We start from the raw sequence: 25,107 nt of genomic DNA, 5'->3' as shown, positions 1-25,107 counted from the left end.
AACAACAGGCAATGTCACGGCGCAAAAGTGGACCCTATTTCACCCTCTGTTTCGCGGGTGTGTTGGCGAAATGTTCCACTAGGAAATCAATGAAAACGCGTATTCGCGCCGACTGATTTCGCTGATTGGCGTAATAAACGAACAAATCCGCAGCGGGTAATTCGAATTCAGGCAGCAGCACACGCAATCTGCCGCTTTCCAGGTATTTGGCTAGATCCCATTCTGACCGGATTAAAATACCGTGGCCGTCCAAGGCCCAGCCCAGCACGATGTCACCATCGTTGCTCGACAAGCTGCCCTGCACCTTGATCACTTCGCTGTTTTCACCGCGCATGAAACGCCAGATGCCATAGGCGTCATCGTTTTGCCGGTGGATGATGCAACGATGCCGGGCCAGATCGGCCAAGGTCTGAGGCGTGCCGTGCTTTTTCAGGTAGCCGGGTGACGCGCACAGAAAACGCCGGTTGGACATGATCCGGCGTGCGTTCAGGCGTTTGTCCGGCAAAGCGCCGAACCGAATGCCCAGATCGAACCCGCTTTCCACGAGGTCTACCGGGCGGTCCGATACGTCCAACAGCACCTCGACGTCCGGGTGCTTGGCGGCGAAGTCGGACACCAGCGGTGCAATGGTGGTGCGGCCGAAGCCCAACGTAGCGTTGACCCGAAGCAAGCCTTTCGGGGACGCCCGCCCGCCGCTCACCGCATCTTCCATCGCCTGCACATCACTGAGAATGCGCGTCGCGTGCTGCAGATAGGTTTCCCCCTCGCTGGTCAGGCTGATGCTGCGCGTGGTGCGGTTCACCAACCGCACGCCCAGCCGGCTTTCCAGCAAGGCAAGCCGCTTGGTCGCGGCAGGCGGCGTGATGTCGAGCAGGCGCGCAGCGGCAGACAAACTGCCGTGGCGGGCAAGCAATACGAAGAAATTCAGATCGTTGCTCAGGTCGGTTTTCACGGTAGTAGGTGCGGCCCTGATCATTCACCTGAAGTGAATTGAAAAATGAAAACAGGTGAAATATAGCGTTGTGTTCGGCGATTAGCCTAGCGGTTCCACGTCGGCAATGACCGACAGCATCCCCAGGAGAAACGCATGAAAATCGTCGAGATCCGCGAAAAGACCATTCCGATCAGCTCCCCCATTCGGAATGCCTACATCGACTTCAGCAAGATGACGCTGAGCTTGGTCGCGGTGGTTACCGACGTGATCCGCAACGGCAAGCCCGTGGTCGGTTACGGCTTCAATTCCAACGGGCGCTACGGCCAAGGCAAGCTGATGCGCGAGCGCTTCATCCCGCGTCTGCTGGAAGCCGATCCGGCCTCGCTGGTGAATGATGCCGGCGACAACCTAGACCCGCACAAGATCTGGGCCACCATGTTCACCAACGAAAAGCCGGGTGGCCACGGTGAACGCTCGGTGGCCATCGGCACCATCGACATGGCCATCTGGGACGCCGTCGCCAAGATCGCCGACAAACCGCTGTTCCAGTTGCTGGCCGACCGCTACGGCAACGGTACGCCAGACAAGAAGATCTTCGTCTACGCCGCCGGCGGCTACTACTACCCCGGCCAGGACCACAGCAAGCTGAAAGACGAAATGCGCAGCTATATCGACCGTGGCTACACCGTGGTCAAGAAGAAGATCGGCGGTGCCTCATTGGACGAAGACCTGCGCCGCATCGATTCGATTCTGAGCGTGCTGGGCGACGGACAGAAACTGGCGGTGGACGCCAACGGCCGCTTTGACCTGGACACCGCGGTGCAGTACGCCAAGGCGCTGTCGCAATACGACTTGTTCTGGTACGAAGAAGCTGGCGACCCGCTGGACTTCGAATTGCAGGCCACGCTGCGTAACTACTACCGCAACCCCATGGCCACCGGCGAAAACCTGTTTTCGATGCAGGACGCCCGCAACCTGATCCGCTACGGCGGCATGCGCCCTGACCGCGACTGGCTGCAGTTCGACTGCGCGCTGAGCTACGGCCTGGTCGAATACCTGCGCACGCTCGACATGCTGCGCGAACACGGCTGGTCGCCCAAGCGCTGCATTCCCCATGGCGGCCACCAGATGTCCCTGAACATCGCAGCTGGCCTGGGGTTAGGCGGCAACGAGTCCTACCCCGATCTGTTCCAGCCGTATGGCGGATTCCCGGATGGGGTGAAAGTGGAGAACGGCTTCATCACCATGCCTGATCTGCCCGGGATTGGTTTTGAGGGGAAGGCGGATCTGTTTGTGGAAATGCAGAAGTTGTCTGCTTGAGGGTTTGGGGTTGGGATTGGGCTTGGTGCCGGGACTGCGCGCCTGTGCTTCGTTTGAGGCACAGGCGCGCGTCAGTTGCGCGTGCGGTATGCATCAGCGCACAAGCGCTGATACAGACGTCAACGCTGCCAGCACTGATCCCGCCTTCTGACCTTGTTACAGCGCGATAGCCTCGCCCGACCAGATGCCATCGTTGCGCGTTGCTATCACCAGAAACTCGCCCAAGCCCGGTGCGACTGCGACCTGTTCGCCGCCCGGTGCCCACACTGCGCTGCATCCAGCGCATGACCAGCCCCCCGTCGGCCCGCCGTGGTTGGCCAACAGCACTGCCATGTTGTGCTGGGCGGCGTAACCCGCAAGCTGCGCGCTCTCGGCGGGATACGACCCGGTTGTGATGACTGACCCGACTGCATAGACCGCAGGCTGGATTTGCGCGGCGTGGTCTGCATGGCTTGCATGGGTGGCGTCGGCACAGACGGCCAATGCGATCTTGGCGTCATCGACCAACACGGGCGTACCGCCGAAACCTGGGACAAACGCTTTTTCTTCGCCCGGATGCAGGTGCTGCTTGGTGTAGACGGATACTGTGCCGTCCAGTTGAAGCACCAAGGCGGCAATGCCGATTCCCGCGCCCTTTTCCACGCTCATTTTCAGGGGTGCACCAATGACGGTGCGCATGCCGGTCTTCTGGGCCAGCTCTCGCATGGGAGCCAAGCGCGGGTCATCGGCCAGGATCGCCAAATCATGCGCCAAGGTCGGCTCATAACCTGTCAGGGACAACTCGGGAAACACCAGCAGCTGCACACAATGATTGGCCGCTGCCTGCATGACCCGCAAATGGTTGACGATGTTGGCCGGCACGTCGCCAGCTACAGAGATGGTTTGGGCGGCGGCGACGATCAGCGGCATGACGGGTTTGATGGCACGTGGGCGATGGTGAAGGCGGGATGATAACGGGCTATGTTGCGCGCCGTCATGCTGGTTAGGCACCTGTTATTGATCGTGAGCATCAGCCGTTTTGTATTGAACTAATAAGCTGTTTTTATTTGCGGGTATGCCGCTTTGTAGCCAGTCACGGGTGTCGGGGGCGCGTCGCCTGCCCCGCTGGACCTACGCGTCGGGTCTCCCGCCCTCCACGTCGTCCAGAAGGGCAGACGCCACGCCCCCGACACCCGCGCCTTCAGAACTGCTTTGGTTAAAAGCTAATCCCGCCTGTGGGCGTACCGGAATTCTCTGGCTGCTTGGGGCTGGATGCGGTTCTCGGCATGAGTTGGCCACCATTCTTGAACACCATGCGGCTGGCCCTCGGGACTGGCTGCCCAGGTCGCCACGAAGCGAGTCAGCGGCTCACGATTCTGACCGTATATCAGCAGCCTTTCAGGGCAGCGCCACTCAAAAAAATTCGCGCGCCTGCTTAGCGGTGGGGTGACACGGAAGCGGGTGGCCGCGCATCAGGTAATGCGACGAAAAAGCGGGGCGCTGAAGGTCCGCGTTTTGAAGGCTGAACATTAAACGTTTCAAGTGATGAAGAACGTTCGACGCGGTGACGAATGTTCGAAGCGAGGACGAATGTTCAAAGCGGTGAAGAACGTTCACGACGGTGCAGAATGTTCGAGGCGGTAAAAAAAACGTTCAAAGCGGCGATGAAAATTAGTGGGCAGTGGTGAGTGCCGATGATGCCAACGCTTCCAACAGCCCAGCACGTGCCACCGCCAATCGAGACGCGGCTTGTCATCGTTGCCGGAAACAAGATGATCGAGGACGCGAAGATCGCTGTACGCAGCTGAGCGTTTCAGGCTACCGATGCCCCGTTGCTATTGCGCATGGCAAGCGCCGCGACCAACGCGCAGCACAAGCGTTTTTCGCAAATCAGCCGCCAGCGCCAAGATCGTCGCGGCCGCTCTCCGCATGCCGTAACGCGGCGGCCACCCGCTTCGGTGTCACCCCACCACCAAGCAGGCGCGCGAATTTTTTTGAGTGGCGCTGCCCTGAAAGGCCCGTTAAGCACGGCCCGAGACGCGAGCCGCTGAGTCGCTTCGTGGCGACCTGGGCAGCCAATCCCCACGGCCAGCCGCATGGCGTTCAAGGATGGCGGCCCACGCATGCCGAGAACCGATTCCAGCACCCGGCAGCCAGAAAAACGCACGCCGCCCAAAGGCGGGATCAGCTTTTAACCAAACGTCTTTGAAGGCGTGGGTGGTGGGGCCGGCTTGGCTGCCCTTCTGGACACGGTGGAGGGCGGAGACCCGACGCCAAGGTCAAGCGGGGCAGACGAGCCGGCCCCACTGCCCGCGACTGACTAAAGAACAAAAACACCATCACAAGAAAACCACCTCATTCCACATTGAACTCAAACGTCTTCACCAACTTATCTTCGACAAACACGCGAATCACATACTTCCCCGTCGGATCTCCCGGAGCCACAGACCAAACATTCCAGATCACCCCCTGCTGACCCGACACCGTACCCTCCTTGATCGACGTTCTGCCGTCAGACGACACATCCTGCGTCACCCCGGGAAGCGACCCACCCCAGGTCGACGGCGCGACAGGCAAAACAAATTCCTCACGCCAACGCACCTTCCCAACGCCCGGCTTCAAATACACCCGCCAACCGTACATCTGATTTTCCACCAACGGCACCGTCCGGGCAGATACAAACTTCTTCTTCGTAGACCCAGGCGGGAAAAACAGACCAAACTCAGTCCGGACAACCTCAATCGTCGGAATCTGCTTATCTATCGGTACCGGGTTGGGAGAAATCACTGACCTGGCAAGCTCCAGCCGCTCGGTCGGGGTATTCATTTCCGTGGCAATTGCCTGCGATGACAAGCTCATCGCCGCAGTCAACGAAAGAAAGAAGACAGCAAACCGCATGGTGAAGCCTTTACGTTTGATGGACGTTTTGCAGATGAGTGCAGCAAAGGAAACAGTGGCCGGAAGCAAGTCAAGACACGGTCCTGCTTAATGCTGGAACGCGGGATGCAGCTGACTCAATCTGTCCCCGAGTCACCCGGCCCACGCATGCCGATATCGCTGCGCTGACTTTCCAGGTGGGACCACATCCACAAGCTTAGCCGGCAGCCGCCAGATCCACAGCGCCCTACCCGCTTTCTGCATTGAACGCATGCCACGCTTTCATTTTGGCAACATCACCACGATTGCCAGCAGCGTCAATGCAATCCCCAAACCATGCCGGGCGCTCAGACGCTCGCGAAACGCCAGCGCACCCACCACCGTGCCCAGCGCCACCACCCCAATATTCATGGTCGCAAAAACCAGCGTCGGATTATTGGCAAAGTGCTGATGCGCGCGGATATAGAACAGAATGTTGGCAAAATTCAGCAGGCCCAGCAGCACGCCGCCCGCCACGTTGCGGCGATCCCAGCGCACGCGGTGCCAGGTCAGCCAGATCAGCATCACGATCCCTGCCAACACAAAGCTTGCAAGCAAGGCCGGGGCAAACGCGGTGCCTGCCTTGGCTACCTGTTTGAACATGATGTCGATGCTGCCGTAGCCCAGCCAGATCACCAGCAACCAACGCCAGGCCCCTTCGCTGCCCGCGTCCGATGTGTCGCCTTTCATGCCGGGACGGTAGCGGCCGACCAGGCAAGTCATGGCAGCCAGCGCCAACGCCAGACCCATCAACTTGCCGGTTTCTACTGACTCCCCAAACACCGTGAACGCGGCGATGACGGGAATGAACAGCGACAGGCGTTGTGCGGCGTCGCTGCGCACGATGCCGGCATGGCGCACAGCAGCGGCCATGGCCAGAAATACAGACGGCAGCAGCACGCCCAGCGCAAGAATCAGCGCCCAACTGCTGAACGCCGCGCCTCCCCTGGGTTGCGCCAAGCTTGCCAATTGCGGTTTCAGCAGCAGCGCCGTCATGGTGGCCGCCACGCCGTAGTTCACGGCGATGGCCTGGCGCGTATCCACGCCAAACTGGGCGGCGAGTTTCAGCAGCACGGACACGCCCACGCTGCACAACATGCTCAATATCAAGTAGGTCATGTCGCGGCACCGCGTCGGTTGCATGTCTGCGCGTCGATGCCAGCCTCGGCAGATGCCGCCACCGTCAGGCCCAGCCGCGACATCAACGCCCGGTCGGCCTGCAAGCGCGGGTTGCCCGTGGTCAGCAGCTTTTCACCGTAGAAAATCGAATTGGCCCCCGCCAGGAAACACAGGGCTTGCAGGCTGTCGTCCATGCTTTCGCGTCCCGCGGACAAGCGCACCACGGCGCGCGGCATGGTGATGCGGGCCACGGCAATCGTGCGCACGAACTCGAACGGGTCGATGGGTTCGGCGTCTGCCAGGGGCGTTCCGGCAACAGGAACCAGGTTGTTGATGGGCACGGATTCCGGGTACGGCGACAGGTTTGCCAACTGCACCAGCAAGGCCGCCCGGTCTCGCCGCGATTCGCCCATGCCGACAATGCCGCCGCAACACACCTTGATACCGGCATCGCGCACATGACCCAGCGTATCCAGCCGGTCTTGGTAGCTGCGGGTCTTGACGATGTTGCCGTAGAAAGCCGGCGAGGTGTCCAGGTTGTGGTTGTAGTAATCCAGCCCGGCTGCTTGCAGCGCTTGTGCCTGCGTGGCCTTCAACATGCCCAGTGTCACGCAGGTTTCCAGGCCCAGCGCGCGGACTTCTCGCACCATCTCGGCAACCAACTCGATCTGATGATCTTTCGGATTGCGCCACGCCGCCCCCATGCAGAAGCGATGGGCACCTTGCGACTGAGCCTCACGCGCTGCCGTCAGCACTTCATCCAAGGGCATCAGCTTGTCGGCGTCCAGGCCCGTATCGTGCCAGGCTGCTTGCGGACAGTATCCGCAGTCTTCCGGACAGCCACCGGTCTTGATCGACAGCAGACTGGACAGCTGGATCGTGCCGTCTGGGTGGTGCTGGCGATGCACTTCACGCGCTCGATCCAGCAACTGCATCAAGGGCAACGCAAACAAGGCCAGCGCGTCGGCCACACGCCAGGAAACCTGGGCGGTCAGTCCAGTGTCTGCCTTGGTGCAATCAAGGTCTGGGTGTGCCTGGGCGGTGGAAGTGGACATGGATGACCTGGGGGCAAGAGTTCAAGAAGCTGCTGCTGATTGGACGGGTGGTCGTATCGACAGCAAACAGGGTTGGCATAGCGGCACAGAAGTGACCGCAGCCACGACGCCACGCATCCTAAAGACCCTCGCAACGCCGCCGCAACCAGCCCTGAAATCCGATATTTCGCGTTACTTGATGGCCGTAGCCGCGTAAACCCATCACGAAGACGATTGCCCCGTATCAACGTGCCGTCTTCGTCTGAATCAAAAAACCTCCAATCAAGTGTTGCCAAATGTAACTATCAAGATAAGCGCATGGATCGAGCGCCGCGTTGGTCTGTCCAACTGGCGGCCAGCCCCAGTCACTTACATCTGCCATCACGCCGTGCAGATTTCCGTCAGCTTTGAGGAATAAGGTGGCGGCTGGCTCATCCACCGGAGACCCGGCATGCCCCGATCCTTTGTCTTGTCGCCCGTGCCGGCATCACCGCGCAGGCTTGGCGGGATCGTGTCTGCTGTGTTGGCCACGGCGGCGCTGCTGGCTGCATGCTCCACCCCACCCGCTGGCCGCGCTGACTTCAGCCCGCAAGGTGCCTATGCATGGGTGGACCGCATCAGCTGGGGCGCAAACCCGTCCACACTGGCATCGGCAACCCGCATGGGCCGCACCGCTTGGTTGAATGAACAGCTTCATCCCACCGACACCGCATTGCCCGCATCGGTTCAGGCACAGATCGACGCGATGCCGATCTCGCGCGAGCCCACGCCATCACTGCTTCGAACACTAAGCGCGGCCAACCAGGCTGCCAACGCGCTGACCGACGACGCCGCCAAACAAGCCGCGCGACAGGTCTACCAGCAAGACTTGAATGAACTGGCCCGCCAAGCCGAGTCACGCGCGCTGCTGCGGGCCGTCTATTCGCCTGCGCAGCTACAGGAACAGATGAGCTGGTTCTGGGTGAACCACTTCGGCGTGTTCAGGGGCAAGCGCGATATCCGTGCGCTGGTGGGCGACTACGAGGAACAGGCGATCCGGCCCTATGCGCTGGGGCGTTTCCGCGACTTGCTTGGGGCGGTCGTGCGGCATCCGGCCATGTTGCGCTATCTGGACAATGACCAGAATGCCGTGGGCAAGATCAACGAAAACTACGCCCGTGAGCTGATGGAACTGCATACCCTGGGCGTCGATGGCGGTTATCAGCAGGCAGACGTGCAGATGCTTGCCCAGGTGCTGACTGGAGTAGGCGTGCGGGTGCCGGAAGACGACGCCAAAATCCGCCCGGCCTTGCAGGCGCAGTACGTTCGCACCGGCTTGTTTGAATTCAACCCGGCGCGGCACGACGCCACGCCCAAGACGCTGCTGGGTGCGCCTCTGCACGCGAAGGGGTTGGCCGAAGTCGATGAAGCGCTGGACCGCCTGGCCCGTCATCCTTCCACTGCGCGGTTCATTGCGCGCAAGCTGGTGACGTTCTTTGTGTCCGATGACCCGCCGCCCGCCTTGGTTGATCGAGTCGCGCAAGCTTTCCTGCATACCGATGGCGATATCGCCAAGACTTTGAAGGTACTGTTCGATGCGCCGGAATTCAGCGCATCGCTGGGCCAGGGTTTCAAAGACCCCGTGCACTATGTCGTGTCTGCGGTGCGCCTGGCCTATGGTGATAGACCTTTGGAAGACACGGCTCCCATGCAGGGCTGGATTCGTCGTCTGGGCCAAGCTCGTTACGGGCATGTAGCCCCAGATGGTTACCCTATGTTGGCCAGCGCTTGGAACGGTTCCGGGCAATTGGCCACGCGCTTCGAGATTGCGCGCGCGATTGGAACAAGTGACCGTGGTCTGTTCGGTGCTGCCCCGCCTGCGGCACCGATCTTGTCCGGGCCGTGGTTCACGCAGCACATCGCTCCGAGCCTGAGTCCGGCAACCCGCGATGCGCTTGCCCAGGCCAAGAATGCACAGGAATGGAATACCTTTTTGCTCTCGTCTCCGGAATTCATGGCGCGATGATGCATCGAGGAACGATAAGGAGCCCGACATGAAACGACGCGATTTGCTGGCCGCACTCGCCGCCACGCCGCTGATGACCCTTGGCGGCCGTCTGTACGCCGCGCCCCAGGCGGGTGCCAAGCTGCTGGTGGTGTTCCTGCGCGGGGCCTACGACGCCACCAATCTGCTGGTGCCGATCAGCAGCGACTTCTACTACGAGTCTCGCCCAAATCTGGCGATTGCCCGCCCAGGTACAGGCCCAGCCAGCGCCCTTGCGCTGGATGCGAACTGGGGTCTGCACCCTGCTTTGCTCAAGTCCATGCTGCCCATGTACCAGTCGGGACAGCTAGCCTTCGTGCCTTTTGCTGGCACCGACGACCTGAGCCGTAGTCACTTCGAGACGCAGGATACGGTCGAAATTGGGCAAGGACTGGATGCGCATCGTGATTACCAGTCGGGCTTCCTGAATCGCCTGGTGCATGTGTTGTCCGGCCCGCAGGCTGCCCGCCCGGTGGCCTTCACAGAGCAAGTCCCCCTTACGCTGCGCGGCATCGAGCAAGTTCCGAACATCGCATTCAACACCTTGGGCAAAGGCGGCTTGAACGCCCGGCAGTCGGACGTGATCGCCGCAATGTACAAACAGACGCCGCTGGGCCGCCAAGTCGAAGAAGGCTTTGCGGTCAAGGTGGACGCGCAACGCGCTGCCGCCGAAGCCTTGGATGCTGCCAGCGGTCGGGCGATATCGACAAAGGGTTTTGCGCTCGAAGCACGGCGCATAGCAAGGCTGATGAAAGACCGTTTTGACGTGGGTTTTGTCGATATCGGGGGCTGGGATACCCACGTTGGCCAAGGCGGGGCCACGGGTTATCTGGCAGATCGGTTCACGGAACTGGGCGACGGTCTGGCCGGCTTCGGTGAAGAAATGGGCGACGCCTGGCCACGCACGGTTGTCGTGGTCATCAGCGAGTTCGGGCGCACCTTCCGCGAGAACGGCAACCGAGGTACCGATCACGGGCATGGAACGGTCTACTGGGTGCTGGGCGGCTCTATCCAAGGTGGCCGCATTCTGGGCGAGCAACAGAAGCTGGATGCCTCAACCCTGTTCCAGAATCGGGACTATCCGGTGCTTAATGAATACCGGCGTGTGTTCGCAGGGCTGTTCACGCAGATGTACGGGTTGAGTGCCCGTCAGGTGGATCAGGTTTTTGCAGGGGTTGCGCCAGCGAAGCTGGGTATTGTCTAGGCAAGATTCGCGTGTAGGCAGGATTTGCCATTCATCTGTCAGATTGCATCCGACCGAATATTGCCGCTTCTTCCAGCAGCCATTTGGCAACCGCCTGCGCAGCTGGGCTGCGAGCGCATCGCTTTGATTGAATCAAGTGATAACCGGCTGCAAGCGGCACCCGCTTGGGCCAGGCCTCGATCAAGCGCCCTTCGCGGATGTCGTTCTCGATCAGCACCGTGTGGCCCATGGCGATACCAACCCCTTCAACAGCGGCGGTCAGGGTGGCGTCTGCATCCTGAAGCACAACACGGCGCTCGCTTTTAAGACCGTCAATCCTGCTGGCGGCCAGCCATTGGTCCCACTTCGTATTGCGAAGGGCGTCATGCAGCCAGCAGAACTGGCCAAGTGCTTCAACGTGTTCCAGCGACGGCCTTGTCAACAGTCTGGGAGACATCACCGGGACCAGGCCGTCATGCATCAACAAGGTCGCGCCCGGCCACGCGCCATCGCTGTAATGGATGGCAATGTCGAATCGGTCTTGGTGATAATCCGAATCCCATATGGAAGTGGCCAGTTCCAGGTCCACATCAATCCGGGCCGCTTTCAGGCGTGTCAGTCGCGGCACCAGCCAGCGGGCCGAAAAAGAAGGCATTGCCAGAATTTTGACTTGAGGACGCCGCGGTTCATTGGCGAGCAAAAGCGCCGCATGATCAAGTTCGTCCAGCACACGCACCACGGTCTCCAGGTACATCTCACCCGCGTGGGTAAGTTTCACCTTTCTATGACCGCGCAGAACCAGCGTCTGGCCCAGATGCGCCTCCAGCATGCCTATATATCTGCTGACCGCTGACTGGGCCAGATTCAGATCTTTGGCCGTCGCGGTGAAGCTGCCACACCGCGCCAAGGCCCGGAAGGCGCGCAGTGCCGCGATCGATACATCACTCATGAACAGGCTGCCGTGTGACGAGGCGCATAGGGTTTATTACGTTACAAGGATCGGGCTTTCAAGGCTGCCACCACGGCCTCGCCAAACGGCTTGGCTGACGCAGGATTCTGGCCGGTGATCAATCTGTCATCGATCACGACACGAGCCTTGAAAATGTCGGCTTCTTCAAACACGGCTTTCTGCGCTTTCAAGGCCGTTTCCAATTGGAAAGGAATAAGTTTGTCATACTGACGGGAAACTTCTTCCTCATTGGTGAAAGCAGTCAGCTTTTTCCCTTCGATAAAAGCGCTGCCGTTGGTCAATTTCAGATCCAACAACCCGGCCGGCCCATGACACACGGCGCTGACGATCCCGCCATTTTCATAGATTCTGCGTACGACATTGTGCAGGTCGTTGTTTTTCACGAAATCCCACATCGGGCCATGCCCGCCAACCAGCATGACAGCCGCATATTTGGACGCATCGACCTTGGAAAGCGGCAGACTGTTGGCCAGTTTATTGCGTAGCGCGGGCTGAATCCAAAACCAGCTATTGCCTTCGTCCTTCAGATCGAAGCCATCGAATGGCGGCATGCCACCCTGCGGGCTGGCAATATCGTATGCATAACCTGCCTCTGAAAACACCTTTGCAGGGTGGGTAAGCTCTGGAAACCAGAAGCCGGCAACCATATCCTGGCCTTTTCTGTCATGGCTGGACACCACGATCAGAATTCGTTTGCCAGACATTTCCGATGGCTTGATGGACGTACCTGCTGCAACGCTGCTGCCAGCAGAAGCAATGGCGAAAGTAGCCGCAACTGCCTGAACCAAGGCGCGACGACGTGGTGATTTCATACTGATTCCTATCCGAAATAGAGCGACTGTTTGCCGACCAGGCATTTACCTGAAATGCCGTGAACAGCTGTCAACTCTAAAACAGAAGGTACGCAGAATTCATACACATATCTGCACTCATGCCATCTGCTTATGAGATGGCAACTTTATGAGATAGCAAATGAGTGAGACGGTGCCATGCGGGCGAGATTAATACGCTGCGCTGGTCGACCTGCCGTATTGAAAAACTCTGGGACGAAAAACATGGCGGCAAGCATTCAGGGGGGGCGCCCCTGAAGCGCCAGCAATCTGGCATCGCTTACACGACCAGTGCCATGGTGACCAATGGCAGCAAGACTTCAAACGTGCTGCCGTGATCTTCATTGTTCCATGCGCGGATGTGCCCGTTATGCAAATCCACGATGTGGCGGCAGGCAGCCAGCCCGATGCCTACACCGCTTCCGCGTTTCCCTGTTGCCGCTGCCAGTTCTTCGGTAACCGTGCGGCTGGATCGATAGAACCCGTTGAACAAGCGCCCCATTTCCTCAGGCGGAATACCAATGCCTGCGTCACGAACCGTCAGGCGTGCGTAGGTATCCACACCGTCGTCGTCGGTGACGTCGATCATGATGTAAACGGGTGATTCGTCGCCGCTGTAACGCAAGGCGTTCGACAGCAGATTACGCACGACCTGGGCCAATCTGTCTGCGTCGGCCACCACGGCCGGACTCGGGCCGATCATGTCCAGCCGTATCCGCGCCGCCGTCAGCGGCGCATCTTCTCGCCAGGCATCGACCGTGGACTGCACCACGTCGTACAGCCGCGTTTCGCGCAAAGACAGGTTCACGCGCCCTGCTTCCAGCTGCGACACATCGAACAATTCATTCAGCAGGCGCAGCAAGCCTGTGCCCGCGTTCTGCAGGTTGACCAGGTACTGCCGAAGCTTCAGATCGCGTTCGACACGCTCCAGCGCCAGATTGTTATAGGCCAGCACGGCATGCATGGGCGTGCGCAATTGCTGGCTCATCCGGCCCAGGAACTCGCTTTTTGTACTGTTGGCGATATCGGCCGATTCCTTTGCAGCCAGCAGTTCGCGGGTGCGCTGGGCCACCCTGCGTTCCAGTTCCTGCTGACCGTGATGCAGTTGTTCAAGCAGGCGACGCCGTTCGGTCGTCTCGTTGAACACGGCGATATAACGCACTACTTCGCCTTCGGCATTCAGAATGGGGGTGATGTGCAGCTTGACCCAGTACGCACGACCGCTTCGGCCATAGTTCAGGATCTCGGCCGCGGCCACTTCATTGCGTGCCAACTGGTGGCGAATCAGTGCCACCGTGTCCTGATCGGTGTCTTTACCGTGCAACATCTCGCCCGGCGACCGGCCTTGCAGCTCGTGCAGGCGGTACCCGCACAGGCCCTCGAACGCAGAATTGGCCCATGTCACCCGACGGTCGGCACCCGTGATCAGCATGGGCGACGGCGAGCCTTCGGCGGCACGCAGGAACATGTCGCGTTCGGTGTTGGCCTCTACCAATCGCAGGCGCAAATGCGCCATCCAGCGCCACATCAATAAGCTACACAGCGCGGTCGCAGCCAGCAGGATGACAAGAGGGGAATTCGGCAGATCGTTCATTGCTAACTCGGGGGTGACGAGCCCACGTTACCGAGCACAGCCAAGAGCGTCCAGATCGGGTATGCCCCAGCGGGTTTGCACGCGAGGGAAACCACGGCTGTCATATTGCCGATAAGCCCCGGGTAATGGTCAGAAAATCGGCGTAAAACCACGCTGAAAAGCCATATGAATATGCGATTTCGCAAGCATCACGCTGAACCCGGGTGGCAAGCAGAATTCGGGTGCGGTAATCTGCGCCCCTCACTGCTAATTTGTGGAATTTCCATGGCTTTGCCCACCCCTGTCGTGCTCGGCACCCCCTTGTCCCCTTCCGCTACCCGCGTCATGTTGCTGGGTTCCGGCGAACTCGGGAAAGAAGTGATCATCGCGCTGCAGCGCCTGGGCGTTGAAGTCATCGCCGTCGATCGCTATGCCGACGCACCGGGCCAGCAAGTGGCGCATCGCGCACACGTCATTGCCATGACGGACGCCAACGCCCTGCGCGCGCTGATCGAGCAAGAGCGCCCGCACATCATCGTCCCCGAGATCGAGGCAATCGCCACCGACCTGTTGGTCGAGATCGAAGAAGCCGGTATCGCCCGTGTGACGCCGACCGCGCGCGCTGCCAAGCTCACCATGAATCGTGAAGGCATCCGCCGTCTGGCCGCCGAAACACTGGGCCTGCCGACCTCGCCCTACCAATTCGCATCGACCCTGGAAGAGCTGCGCGCCGCCATCGACGGTGGCATTGGCTACCCGTGCATCGTGAAGCCGGTCATGTCTTCGTCGGGTAAGGGCCAGTCGAAGCTGGACGGCCCGGAAGACATCGAAGAATCGTGGCGCTACGCCCAGGAAGGCGGCCGTACCGGTGCCGGCCGCGTGATCGTGGAAGGCTTCGTCAAATTTGATTACGAAATCACTTTGTTGACGGTGCGCGCTCGCGACAGCGAAGGCGAAATCCGCACGCACTTCTGCGAGCCGATCGGGCACGTGCAGGTGGACGGCGATTACGTGGAAAGCTGGCAGCCGCATCCCATGCCCAACAGCGCGCTGGAGCGTGCACGCGAAATCGCCGAGAAGGTCACGAGCGACCTGGGCGGTCTGGGTATCTTTGGCGTTGAGCTGTTTGTGGCGGGCGACCAGGTCTGGTTCTCGGAAGTCAGCCCGCGTCCGCACGATACGGGTCTGGTGACCTTGGCAACACAATCGCAAAACGAATTCGAGCTGCACGCGCGCGCCCTGCTGGGCCTGCCGGTGGACACGAGCTTGCGTCAGCCGGGTGCCAGCAGCGTGATCTACGGTGGCGTGGAAGCGCGCGGCATTGTGTTTGAAGGTGTGGCCGACGCCCTGGCTGAACCGGGCACGGACATCCGCCTGTTCGGCAAGCCGGAATCCTTCGTTCGCCGCCGCATGGGTGTGGCGCTGGCAACTGCTGCCAATGTCGACATGGCGCGCGTGAAGGCCAAGGCCGCATCTGCGAAGGTGAAGCCGCGCGAGGCTTGATCTGCTAAAGATGGATTAGCTGGAAAAATCGAGAGTCAGACAGATCGACAGCTAGACATATCGACAGCCAGACCATGACGCCGGCCTTTGTGCCGGCGTTTTTCATGCTTCCGTTTTTCGCTTCACCCGGTCGGGTTCAGCCGGGCGTACATCGCCACGCAAACACGCGTGCAAAAAAATCTCAAAAAGCGGTGTAGTTTTGGCGGGCTGGTGCGTCTTAAGGGGAGTGAGTCTTATTTTCATTCGCTACCCGACTGTGAAACCCATCTTCATGCACCTTACTTCCCGTACCTCCCGTACCTCCCTGCACTTCCGCCCCGCGCCGCTCGCCTTGGCGATTGCCCTGGCGCTGGCAGTTCCTGCCACCGTCCAAGCCCAAGCCGCGGCAGCCAATGCAAGCGTGAATCTTGCTCTGAATGCGCAACCGCTGGCTGCCGCACTTGGCGCATTGTCTGCCGCCACCGGCACGCCCATCGGTTTCTCGCCTGCCCTCGTCGCAGGCAAAATGGCCCCGGCGGTTTCCGGCACGCTGACTGAAGACCAGGCCTTGAGCCGGGTGCTGAGTGGCAGCGGACTGATTGCGGTGCGCGAAGGCAGCGGCATCGTCATCATCGCTGCGCCCGCCAATCAGGGCGTGACGACCATGCAGGCAGTCACGGTGTCCGGCAAGGCCCCCGGCTCGACCACCGAAGGCACCGGGTCTTACACCACCTGGTCCACCAGCAGTTCCACCCGTCTTAACCTCACCCCGCAGGAAACGCCGCAGTCGGTCACGGTGATGACGCGCCAACGTATCGAAGATCAGCGGCTGGGCAGCCTGATCGACGTGCTGGACGCCGCCGTGGGTATCACCATGAAGCAGTTCAGCGTGGGCTCGGACAGCCCGCAAATGTGGGCGCGCGGCTCCAGCATCACCAATTTCCAGATCGACGGCGTGCCGGTTGCCTCGTCGATGAGCAATTATCTGCAGAACACGGCGATGTACGACCGTGTGGAAATCGTCAAGGGTGCGACCGGCATCATGAGCGGCCTGGGCAGCCCCGCAGCCACCATCAACATGATCCGCAAACGTCCGACGGCCGAGCCGCAGACCAGCATCACCGCTGAAGCAGGCAGCTGGCAACGCTACGGAAGCGGGGTGGATATTTCACGCCCGCTCAATGCCGATGCATCTGTACGTGGCCGGCTGGTTGCAGATTACCGGCGAGACGGCGCGTGGATCGACAACTATCGGCAAGACTACGGCGTGCTGTACGGCATCGGTGAAATGGACCTGGGCGACCGCACCTTGCTTACCGCCGGCTTCAGCCATACCACCCGCAATACCGACGCACCGATCCGCGCGTTCTACGAGATCTACTCCAACGGCCAGCCCACGGGTGCAGGACTGTCGGCCGGCGCGTCGCCTGACTGGGCGTATTACGACCACGAGTTGAACAGCGTGTTTGGCTCGGTTGAACACAGGTTCGGATCGGGCTGGAGCGCCAAGGCCGAATTGACGCATGGCCGTTATAAGTACGACAGCTTCATGGCGTCGCCGGTCAATCTGCTGGATCAGGCAACCGGTGTGGGCAGCGCGCAGCTCATCCACTGGGCCAGCGAGGTTGAGCAGACCAGCCTGGACGCCTATGTCACCGGCCCATTCACCTTGCTAGGACGAAACCACGAGCTGATTGCCGGCGTGACGGTGTCCAGCCTTGAACAGGACAGCCCTTCGTATCCTGGCCCTCGGGTGACGCTGAACAACGCATTCAACTGGGCCAACGAGCTGAGCAAGCCGACGGCGGCTTCCACCGGCAACACGAAGGCCAAGGAATTCCAGTACAGCGCTTATTTGAATTCCCGTCTGCAACTGAGCAGTGCCACCAGCCTGCTGCTGGGGAGCCGTGTGATCAACTGGAAGCAGGATAGAGATTCGCTCAGCTATTCCACCGGCAATGTCAGTTCCACGAACCTGCGGGAACGCAACATTCTGGTGCCCTACGCGGGCTTGGTCCATGCGCTTGACGACACGTATTCTGTCTACGCCAGCTACACCAAGATCTTCAACCCTCAGCCCCCGCACGTGGTCGACATTCGCGGCAACACGCTCGACCCGGAAGAAGGCACCAGCTACGAGGTGGGCATCAAAGGCAGCTTCAAAGATGGGCTGATCAATTCCAGTCTGTCGGTGTTCCGTACCCAGCAAGACACTTTCCCCGAGTGGGACGCCACCACGCGTAGCTACACCGCCATCAATGACATCGTCACGGAAGGCGTCGAAGCGGAAGTGGCTGGCGAATTGGCCCGGGGCTGGCAAGTGGGGGCTGGTTATACCTATGGCGTTACCCGGAACAAGGACGGCCTGCGCCTGATGACGCGTATTCCGAAGCACACCGTCAAACTGTCCACCACGTATCGCCTGCCTGGCGACTGGAACAAACTGACCTTGGGTGGCAGCCTGCACTGGGAAAGCAAAACCGGCGATCCGCTGGTGGTCTACACGCAGCCCAGCTACACCGTGCTCAACCTGATGGCCCGGTATCAGGTTGACAGGCAGCTGTCCCTGGCGGCGCATCTGAATAACGCCCTGGATAAGCGTTATCTTGCGGCCGTATCCGATACCCGCGGGGTGTATGGCGCGCCGCGCAACTTCATGCTGTCGATGAAGTACACGTTCTGATTGGATCTGTAAGAGGATGCGTTGGTTTCGCCGTGCTTCCACTGCGACTGACGCCCCCCTACTGCGCCGGCACCATTTTCAACACGCCGACTGCCCCGGGTTCCACCCGATCACGTGCCACATGCATGGGGATCGTGTCACCCCGGGCCCAGACCGGCGAGAAGTCGGCATAGTGTGGTGAAAAGCGATTGCCGCTTTGCCCGGTGCCATGAATGAACCGTGACCGTTCCGGGTCTGCCATGTCGTAGATGGCACGCAGGCCCGGTCCGTGCGTGACGTTTTGCATGACGTTCTGCATCACTTCCTGCGCGTGCGTGCCAGGAGCAGGAAGCGGCCGCAACGGTGCAGACATGGCATTGACCGTAAATGCATCGCCCCCTACCGTTTCACGCGTCGTAAACAGCCAATCCAGCGCAGCCACGCGGCCCAGCGGGCGATGTTCTGCCCGCGTGCGGTGCATTTCCCCATACTTCCACGACAGCGGATCAGTCCCCAGCACCGCTTCGCCCGCATCCAGCGCCGCAACCAGGGACTCCGCAATCAATCGATCGCATGGCGGCTCGATGCCGTCGGGCTTGCCGCACCAGTGGCTTGCGCCATCCTGGTCCGCCAGCACCAGCTGCAGAAAACGGGCACGTGGCACACCGAAACCGCCCAGCCCGTTGATATCCACGACCTGACGATTCAACTCCCGCCACCACAGCGCAAAAATGGCCGGCTCGGCGGCATCGGCGCGCATGTCGCCATTCCACTCGCGCATGCGGGTCAAGATGCGGATCTCGCGTTCGCCGGTAGGCGCAGCGCTCAGCAGGCGTGGCAAGGTTGCGCGTGCCATGTACGACACCTCGTCCAACTGCATGGCGTTCATCGACGCGATGTCATGACGCGCCGTGGATTCGATCAGCGTCGCTATGCGCTCGGCGCGATAGCTGGGAGCCCATTCGGATGTCAGGAAGAACGGATAGTCGGGTGCCACGACCTTTTCGTTGGCGGTTGCCCGGTAACCCCGCGCGGGTGACCATTCCTGTGGCAAGTCGGCATACGGAATGCGGTCTTCCCAGTCGTAGCGCATGTCCCAACCCGGTACCGGGAAGCGTCCACGGATCGGGTTGTCATCGTGACGCATTGGCACCGCGCCGGGTGCGACGAAGCCGATCAGGCCGTCCACATCGGCGTACACCACGTTCTGATGCGGCGCGCTGATGTCGCGCATGGCGGCTTCGAACTCGGCACGGTTGTTTGCCTGGTTCAGCGCGAACGCGGCCAGCGGCGTGCGGTTGCCGGGTTGCAGCGCAACCCATTGCAAGGCAATCGCGTAGTTAGGCGGCAGGACGCCGGTTGCCGATACGCTTCCGCCCATCGACAGCACGGGGCCATGCCGGCTTACGCGAACGCGCAGCGTCTCGGCAGGCTCGCCTTTGATGCGGATGACTTCATTGCGCGTCTCGAAACGCCGCCAGCCATCGGGCGTGCGATAACGTTCCGGGTCGGACGGGTCGAGCGCTTCGATGAACAAGTCCTGCACGTCACTGCCAGTGTTGGTGAAGCCCCAGGCGATGCGCTTGTTTCGGCCCAGAATCACCGCCGGCACGCCCGGCAAGGTGGCACCCACCACATCCAGTCCGGGGGCAGACATGCTGGCGAAATACCAGATCGACGGGGTGCTCAGGCCCAGATGCGGATCATTCGCCAGCAAAGGCTTGCCGCTTTGCGTGCGCTCGCCGCCAATCACCCAGTTGTTCGATCCAACACCTTCCAGTCCGTTAGGACGGATTGCCGCCAGCGTTTGCAGTTGGTCGGCCTGGGCTTGCAGTGGTTCGAACGCAATGCCCCAGTCGCGCAAGGCCTGCTTGTAGTCCACGGAAACCATCGTCGGATCGGGCGGCTGCGGCGGCAGCAACTGATCCATGTCTGCGCCGTCCATGCCGCGCAGCGCCAAGCGCAGGCGGGTCAATTCCTGTGACCAGTTGCCACCCAGGTCCCAGGCCATCATCAAGGTCCAGGCAATGGAATCTGCCGGTGACCACGGCTCAGGGGCCGGCGCGTTGACCAACAGGAATTCCGGGGAAAGCTGGGCGCGCAGCGGATGTTCTTCCAGAAACGCGTTCACGCCGGCTGCGTAGGCTTCCAGCAAGCGGCGGTCTGCGGGCGAATAGCTGTCGAACATGGCTTGCGCGGCGCGACGAATGCCGAGTGTGCGCAGGAATTTATCGGCATCCACGGCGGGGCGACCGAACAGCTCGGCCATGCGTCCTGACACCAGACGTCGATTGACTTCCATCTGCCACAGGCGGTCCTGGGCATGCAGGTAGCCCAGCGCGAACTGCGCATCGTCAAGATGCTTGGCGTAGATGTGCGGCACGCCATAGGCGTCGCGCAGCACCTCGGTTTCCTGGCGCAGGCCAGACACAGCAAGCTCGCCATCGATTTGCGGCAGACTGACATAACGCCAGGCAACGCCCAGGCCTGCGACAAGCAGCGTCAACACGCCAACGGCACCCAGCAGACCCCTGACAACACGTCGGGTCCGAGATAAAGGTCGGCGACTACGCATGAAAATTCCGGTGAAACACGGGGCGGCAGGCACACGCTGCAGATCGGCCCCGAAATGAGAACGACTATACCAGCGGCAAGATGTCAGGCTGACGTGCTGACCGGCGACCTCAGGCTCGTCCGTCGGTTGGCCAAGTGGTCAGTAAAGGCAGGATCAGTAAAGGCCGGCCGCGATAGTGACCAATGCTTTCATCTCGAAAACGCAAGGCAGACCGAGGGCTGGACGGTTTCGCGTTAGGTGCGCCATTGGCTGCCGAAGCTTGGCCACCCGGCTCATCTTGTAACGCAGAGGATTCGCCGTCTGACGGCTTTCCCATAGGCAAACAGGTAAGATCCCAGGCCGACAAACCGGACTGCAAACGCCCCGCCCTCAACGGTTTCGCCCATGCCCAGCACCTCTGCCCGCGCCCTTTTCTGGTTCCGTCGCGATCTGCGTCTGGACGACAACCACGCCTTGGCGCGTGCGCTGACGGAAGTCGGTGACGTGGTGCCGGTGTTCATCTTCGACCGGAACATTCTCGACCCCTTGCCGCGCCAGGATCGCCGGGTGGAATTCATCCATGCTGCGGTGGCTTCGCTGAAAGCCAGGCTGCAGGAATTGGGATCGGACCTGATTGTGCGGCACGGCGATGCCGTGACTTGGATTGCGCGGCTAGCGGGTGAGCACAAGGTGTCGGCCGTCTATACGAACGAAGACTACGAGCCCGATGCGATTGCCCGCGACGTGCTGGCGGCACGGGCATTGGGCGTGCGCGACATCCCCCTGCGCACCTTCAAAGACACTGTGATCTTTGCGCGCGCCGAGGTGATGACCGGCCAGAAGAAGCCCTATACCGTCTTCACCCCCTACAAAAAGCAATGGCGCGAGCGACTGGGCCACGATGCCGTCGCCGCCCACCCCAGCGCAGACCATCTGGACAAACTGGCCAAGCTTCCCGAGTCGCCCATGCCCAGCCTGGAAAAGCTGGGGTTCGAGCCCGCCGGGCTGGCCGAGACCAAGATAGATGCCAGCGAGGCTGGGGCACAGGCCGCGCTGGAACGCTTTGTTGACCGTGCCATCGTGCGTTATCACGAAGATCGGGACTTCCCGGCCCTGCCCGGCACGTCTCGTCTGTCGGTTCACAACCGCTTTGGCACGGTATCAATCCGAGCCTTGGCGCGCGCAGCTTTGGCAGCGCCGAAAGGCGAAGGTGCCGAGACCTGGCTGAGCGAACTGGCCTGGCGCGACTTCTACTTCCAGCTGCTGTACCACTATCCCGACGTCGCCACCCAGCCCTTCAAGACCGAATACACCGACATCGCCTGGCAGAACGACCCGGAACTGTTCGCCGCCTGGTGCGAGGGCCGCACCGGCTACCCGATCGTGGACGCGGCCATGATCCAGCTGAACACCAGCGGTTTCATGCACAACCGGCTGCGCATGATCGTCGCGTCCTTCCTGACCAAAGACCTGTTGGTGGACTACCGCTGGGGCGAAGCCTACTTTGCCAAGCAGTTGCTGGATTTCGATCAAGCCCCGAACAACGGCGGCTGGCAGTGGGCGGCGTCTACCGGGTGTGATGCCCAGCCCTATTTCCGAATCTTCAACCCGTCTCGGCAGAGCGAACGCTTTGATCCAGACGCCAAGTTCATCAAGCACTACCTGCCCGCCTTGGCCAAAGCCGATGCCAAGTTGCTGCACGCGCCTTGGGAAAACAGCAGCAAGTTGGCTGCGTCAGGGGTAAAGCTGGGAGTGGATTATCCACGCCCGGTGGTGGATCACGCCACACAGCGGGATGCTTGCCTGGTGATGTTCAAGAAGATTCGAGAAACTTGAGAAAAAACGTTTTAAATCAATGATTAACAGGGTGATTTGAAAGTTATTTTTGAGGTTTTAAGGCTCGATTTTGAGCCTTGAGCCTCATTTTTTGCATCTTGGACAGAACTTCAAGCGAATTCTAGGAAATTAGAAATTTCCTATATAAATCATGAATCTATAAAGATATTTGAATCTAATTTCTAGAATATGCATATGACTTCCCTTCGCCCGGCCACCGCCCCGCTTCTTCCCCCTTATGCTTAACGCCAATCGTTATTTGGTCTGAGTCCGGCGACTGCGCACAATCGATGGATCTCCTATTCACTGTCTGCTGACAGACGGGAATCCTCTTGAGCATCGAACTGAACTGGTATCTGCCGACCCACGGCGACTTCCACGGCCTGACCAACAATCAGCTGCGAAACAGTAGCGCTGGCGTCCGTCCAGCTAGCCCCGAATACCTGGCACGCACGGCCCGGGCAATCGAATACGCGGGCTTCAACGCCGTGTTGATCCCGACCGGGCCAACCTGCCACGACTCTTGGGTCGTCGCAGCAGCGCTTTCGCGCGACACCACCCGACTGAAATTCCTGGTGGCATTTCGCCCTGGCTTCGTGCTGCCAGCGGTGGCCGCGCAGACTGCGCAGTCCTTGCAACGCATTACCGGCAATCGGCTGCTGCTCAATGTCGTGACTGGCGGCAGCTCCACAGAGCAGCAAGGCTACGGCGACTTCCTTGACCATGACGAGCGATACGCCCGGACGGGCGAGTTTCTGGATATCGTGCGTCAGGTCTGGACGCAGCGCGGCGTGGACTATTCCGGCGATCACTACCGTCTGCGCAATGGCGGCTTGCTCAAGCCCTTGTCGCAGACACCGCCGATCTACTTCGGTGGCGCATCGGCGGCTGCCGAGCCGATTGCGGCCCAGTTTGCCGATACCTACCTGCTGTGGGGCGAGACGCCGGACATGGTGCGCGAACGCATCGAGCGCGTGGACGAACTGGCCGCACAGGCAGGCCGCCAATTGCGCTATGGGTTTCGTGCGCACATCATCGCCCGCGAGACCGAGGCGGCGGCCTGGGCGGAAGCCGACCGCCTGCTGTCGGAAGTTCCGCGCGATGTGATCGAAAAATCGCAGAAGCAGTTTCGTGCCAGCGAATCCGTCGGACAGGCGCGCATGGTGTCGCTGCATGCTGGCAAAACCATCAATCATGTGCGCGATCTGGAGGTCTATCCCAACCTGTGGGCGGGCGTCGGCTTGGTGCGCGGCGGTGCGGGCACGGCGTTCGTCGGCAGCTACCAGCAGGTGGCCGAGCGCATTCAGGAATTCCATCAGCTGGGTTTGAGCAGTTTCATCCTGTCGGGTTACCCGAACCTGGAAGAATCGCTGCGCGTGGGCGAGGAAGTCTTGCCGCTGTTGCCCATCAGTACGTCTGTCGCCCCTACCCATTCCACTTCTGTCACCGAGCCGCTGGCATCATGAGCATCGAATTCAACTGGTTCCTGCCTACCAATGGCGACGGCAGGCATCTTGTCAGCAACACCAGTGTGCAAGGCGTGCGGAACAGGGGCACGTCAAGCAGCCTCATTTCGCATCGAGAACCCGACATCGACTACCTGGTGCAAGTAGCGCAAGCCGCCGACGCCGCAGGTTTCCATGCCGCATTGATCCCCACTGGCCCCGCCTGCGAAGACGCCTGGCTGACTGCGGCAGCGGCAGCACGTGATACTCGACAACTGAAATTCCTGGTGGCTTTCCGGCCGGGCTTCGAGCTGCCGGCCTACGCCGCGCAGAAAGTCGCCACCCTGCAAACCTTCACGCAGAACCGCCTGTTGTTGAACGTGGTGACGGGCGGCGAACAAGACCAGCAAGAGTCCTACGGCGACTTCCTGGACCACGACGCCCGATACGAACGTACTGCTGAATTCCTGGATGTGGTCGCCAAAATCTGGCGCGGCCGCGCCCAAGACCACGAAGGTAAACATTACCGGGTGAAAGGTGGCGGGCTGGTCGATGCGCTGGCAACCCCTCCCACCATCTACTTCGGTGGCGCATCGCCCGCCGCCGAGCATGTGGCGGCAAGCCATAGCGACGTCTACCTGCTGTGGGGCGAGACCCCGCCCATGGTGGCCGAGCGGCTGAAACGCGTCGGTGAATTGGCTGCAGCACAAGGGCGGCAGCTGCGTTACGGGCTGCGCCTGCACATCATCGCCCGTGCGACGGAAGCTCAGGCCTGGGCCGAAGCAGATCGCCTGCTTGCCGGCATTCCTCGTGAATCGATCGAGCGCGCACGCGCCACGCTGGGTGCAAGCCAGGCAGTGGGCCAACAACGGATGAACGCCTTGCATGCGGGGCGCACGATCAACCACGTCCGCGACCTGGAGGTCTACCCGAATTTGTGGGCTGGTGTCGGTCTGGTGCGAGGCGGTGCGGGCACGGCTTTGGTGGGCAGCTATCAGCAGGTTGCCGACCGGCTGCGGGAATATGCCTCGGTGGGCATTTCCAGCTTCATCTTGTCGGGTTACCCAAATTTGGAAGAAGCGATTCGCACGGGTGAGGAAGTGACGCCACTGCTGCAATAGCCAGTGGTGAACTGACTGGGCTGCTGCAACAGACGACGAATCCTAGCTAACTGTATAAAAACCCAGTAACTGTATATTTATACAGTTACTGGGTTTTCTTATGTCTGATCAAGCCGTTCTGCCGAC

17 protein-coding genes and 1 pseudogene are annotated in these 25,107 nt (G+C 60.6%); 8 read left to right on the top strand and 10 right to left on the bottom strand.

From position 1 onward, the window contains the following. Positions 1-34: 34 nt before the first annotated feature. A complete protein-coding gene (locus tag FXN63_RS13360) occupies positions 35-952 on the bottom strand; it encodes a LysR family transcriptional regulator (RefSeq protein WP_148815577.1) in 918 nt (305 codons plus the stop codon). 135 nt (positions 953-1,087) lie between these two features. On the opposite strand from FXN63_RS13360, the gene FXN63_RS13355 reads away from it, so the two are divergent. Then, positions 1,088-2,254: a mandelate racemase/muconate lactonizing enzyme family protein gene (locus FXN63_RS13355; protein ID WP_148815575.1), complete on the top strand. Its 1,167-nt coding sequence runs from the start codon at positions 1,088-1,090 to the stop codon at positions 2,252-2,254. A 156-nt stretch (positions 2,255-2,410) separates the two neighbouring features. Here the strand turns inward: FXN63_RS13355 and FXN63_RS13350 are convergent, their stop codons facing one another. From FXN63_RS13350 to bioB, 4 genes are all read right to left on the bottom strand, one after another. Next, entirely contained in the window at positions 2,411-3,163 is a 753-nt protein-coding gene (locus FXN63_RS13350; RefSeq protein WP_148815573.1) for a carbon-nitrogen hydrolase family protein, read from the bottom strand. 1,425 nt (positions 3,164-4,588) lie between these two features. Beyond that, positions 4,589-5,200, bottom strand: coding sequence for a hypothetical protein (locus FXN63_RS13345; protein ID WP_148815571.1), 612 nt, complete (start codon positions 5,198-5,200; stop codon positions 4,589-4,591). A gap of 192 nt (positions 5,201-5,392) precedes the next feature. Then, on the bottom strand, positions 5,393-6,268 hold the full coding sequence (locus tag FXN63_RS13340; protein WP_246165136.1) for an EamA/RhaT family transporter: 876 nt from the start codon (positions 6,266-6,268) through the stop codon (positions 5,393-5,395). Continuing rightward, positions 6,265-7,323: a biotin synthase BioB gene (bioB, locus tag FXN63_RS13335; protein WP_148815567.1), complete on the bottom strand. Its 1,059-nt coding sequence runs from the start codon at positions 7,321-7,323 to the stop codon at positions 6,265-6,267. Before bioB ends, FXN63_RS13340 begins: the two co-directional genes overlap by 4 nt. A gap of 430 nt (positions 7,324-7,753) precedes the next feature. Between bioB and FXN63_RS13330 the strand changes: the two genes are divergently transcribed. Both FXN63_RS13330 and FXN63_RS13325 read left to right on the top strand, forming a co-directional pair. After that, a complete protein-coding gene (locus tag FXN63_RS13330; protein ID WP_148815565.1) occupies positions 7,754-9,307 on the top strand; it encodes a DUF1800 domain-containing protein in 1,554 nt (517 codons plus the stop codon). A 28-nt stretch (positions 9,308-9,335) separates the two neighbouring features. Beyond that, positions 9,336-10,529 (top strand): DUF1501 domain-containing protein, encoded by a 1,194-nt coding sequence (locus FXN63_RS13325; protein WP_148815563.1) that lies wholly within the window; start codon positions 9,336-9,338, stop codon positions 10,527-10,529. A 31-nt stretch (positions 10,530-10,560) separates the two neighbouring features. Here the strand turns inward: FXN63_RS13325 and FXN63_RS13320 are convergent, their stop codons facing one another. From FXN63_RS13320 to FXN63_RS13310, 4 genes and pseudogenes are all read right to left on the bottom strand, one after another. Further along, complete coding sequence (locus tag FXN63_RS13320) at positions 10,561-11,244, bottom strand: LysR substrate-binding domain-containing protein (protein WP_246165193.1); 684 nt, start codon at positions 11,242-11,244, stop codon at positions 10,561-10,563. Between the two features lie 30 nt (positions 11,245-11,274). After that, a pseudogene (locus FXN63_RS27075) lies at positions 11,275-11,457 on the bottom strand (helix-turn-helix domain-containing protein); the annotation flags it as partial. Between the two features lie 41 nt (positions 11,458-11,498). After that, entirely contained in the window at positions 11,499-12,290 is a 792-nt protein-coding gene (locus FXN63_RS13315; protein WP_148815560.1) for a type 1 glutamine amidotransferase domain-containing protein, read from the bottom strand. Between the two features lie 298 nt (positions 12,291-12,588). Further along, positions 12,589-13,902, bottom strand: a complete 1,314-nt coding sequence (locus tag FXN63_RS13310; protein ID WP_148815558.1) for a PAS domain-containing sensor histidine kinase — start codon at positions 13,900-13,902, stop codon at positions 12,589-12,591. A gap of 264 nt (positions 13,903-14,166) precedes the next feature. Here FXN63_RS13310 and purT point away from each other — a divergent pair, with 264 nt between their 5' ends. Together purT and FXN63_RS13300 are read left to right on the top strand one after the other, a co-directional pair. Continuing rightward, entirely contained in the window at positions 14,167-15,384 is a 1,218-nt protein-coding gene (purT, locus tag FXN63_RS13305; protein WP_148815556.1) for a formate-dependent phosphoribosylglycinamide formyltransferase, read from the top strand. 271 nt (positions 15,385-15,655) lie between these two features. Then, complete coding sequence (locus FXN63_RS13300) at positions 15,656-18,046, top strand: TonB-dependent siderophore receptor (protein ID WP_148815554.1); 2,391 nt, start codon at positions 15,656-15,658, stop codon at positions 18,044-18,046. 58 nt (positions 18,047-18,104) lie between these two features. Here the strand turns inward: FXN63_RS13300 and FXN63_RS13295 are convergent, their stop codons facing one another. Next, on the bottom strand, positions 18,105-20,600 hold the full coding sequence (locus FXN63_RS13295) for a penicillin acylase family protein (protein ID WP_148815552.1): 2,496 nt from the start codon (positions 20,598-20,600) through the stop codon (positions 18,105-18,107). Between the two features lie 384 nt (positions 20,601-20,984). Between FXN63_RS13295 and FXN63_RS13290 the strand changes: the two genes are divergently transcribed. From FXN63_RS13290 to FXN63_RS13280, 3 genes are all read left to right on the top strand, one after another. After that, entirely contained in the window at positions 20,985-22,415 is a 1,431-nt protein-coding gene (locus FXN63_RS13290; protein WP_148815549.1) for a cryptochrome/photolyase family protein, read from the top strand. A 332-nt stretch (positions 22,416-22,747) separates the two neighbouring features. Continuing rightward, complete coding sequence (locus tag FXN63_RS13285) at positions 22,748-23,881, top strand: LLM class flavin-dependent oxidoreductase (protein WP_148815547.1); 1,134 nt, start codon at positions 22,748-22,750, stop codon at positions 23,879-23,881. After that, positions 23,878-24,981 (top strand): LLM class flavin-dependent oxidoreductase, encoded by a 1,104-nt coding sequence (locus tag FXN63_RS13280; protein WP_148815545.1) that lies wholly within the window; start codon positions 23,878-23,880, stop codon positions 24,979-24,981. Before FXN63_RS13285 ends, FXN63_RS13280 begins: the two co-directional genes overlap by 4 nt. Positions 24,982-25,107: the final 126 nt, after the last annotated feature.

The organism is Pigmentiphaga aceris, assembly GCF_008119665.1.
Lineage (GTDB): Bacteria > Pseudomonadota > Gammaproteobacteria > Burkholderiales > Burkholderiaceae_B > Pigmentiphaga > Pigmentiphaga aceris.
This window is presented reverse-complemented; position numbering and strand designations above follow the sequence as displayed.

What these genes read in the sequence shown, in the direction of transcription:
- FXN63_RS13280 (WP_148815545.1), top strand. Translation starts at nt 23,878, where the DNA reads ATGAGCATCGAATTCAACTGGTTCCTGCCTACCAATGGCGACGGCAGG.
- FXN63_RS13325 (WP_148815563.1), top strand. Translation starts at nt 9,336, where the DNA reads ATGAAACGACGCGATTTGCTGGCCGCACTCGCCGCCACGCCGCTGATG.
- FXN63_RS13310 (WP_148815558.1), bottom strand. Translation starts at nt 13,902, where the DNA reads ATGAACGATCTGCCGAATTCCCCTCTTGTCATCCTGCTGGCTGCGACC.
- bioB (WP_148815567.1), bottom strand. Translation starts at nt 7,323, where the DNA reads ATGTCCACTTCCACCGCCCAGGCACACCCAGACCTTGATTGCACCAAG.
- FXN63_RS13300 (WP_148815554.1), top strand. Translation starts at nt 15,656, where the DNA reads ATGCACCTTACTTCCCGTACCTCCCGTACCTCCCTGCACTTCCGCCCC.
- FXN63_RS13355 (WP_148815575.1), top strand. Translation starts at nt 1,088, where the DNA reads ATGAAAATCGTCGAGATCCGCGAAAAGACCATTCCGATCAGCTCCCCC.
- FXN63_RS13330 (WP_148815565.1), top strand. Translation starts at nt 7,754, where the DNA reads ATGCCCCGATCCTTTGTCTTGTCGCCCGTGCCGGCATCACCGCGCAGG.
- FXN63_RS13315 (WP_148815560.1), bottom strand. Translation starts at nt 12,290, where the DNA reads ATGAAATCACCACGTCGTCGCGCCTTGGTTCAGGCAGTTGCGGCTACT.
- FXN63_RS13350 (WP_148815573.1), bottom strand. Translation starts at nt 3,163, where the DNA reads ATGCCGCTGATCGTCGCCGCCGCCCAAACCATCTCTGTAGCTGGCGAC.
- FXN63_RS13295 (WP_148815552.1), bottom strand. Translation starts at nt 20,600, where the DNA reads ATGCGTAGTCGCCGACCTTTATCTCGGACCCGACGTGTTGTCAGGGGT.
- purT (WP_148815556.1), top strand. Translation starts at nt 14,167, where the DNA reads ATGGCTTTGCCCACCCCTGTCGTGCTCGGCACCCCCTTGTCCCCTTCC.
- FXN63_RS13340 (WP_246165136.1), bottom strand. Translation starts at nt 6,268, where the DNA reads ATGACCTACTTGATATTGAGCATGTTGTGCAGCGTGGGCGTGTCCGTG.
- FXN63_RS13290 (WP_148815549.1), top strand. Translation starts at nt 20,985, where the DNA reads ATGCCCAGCACCTCTGCCCGCGCCCTTTTCTGGTTCCGTCGCGATCTG.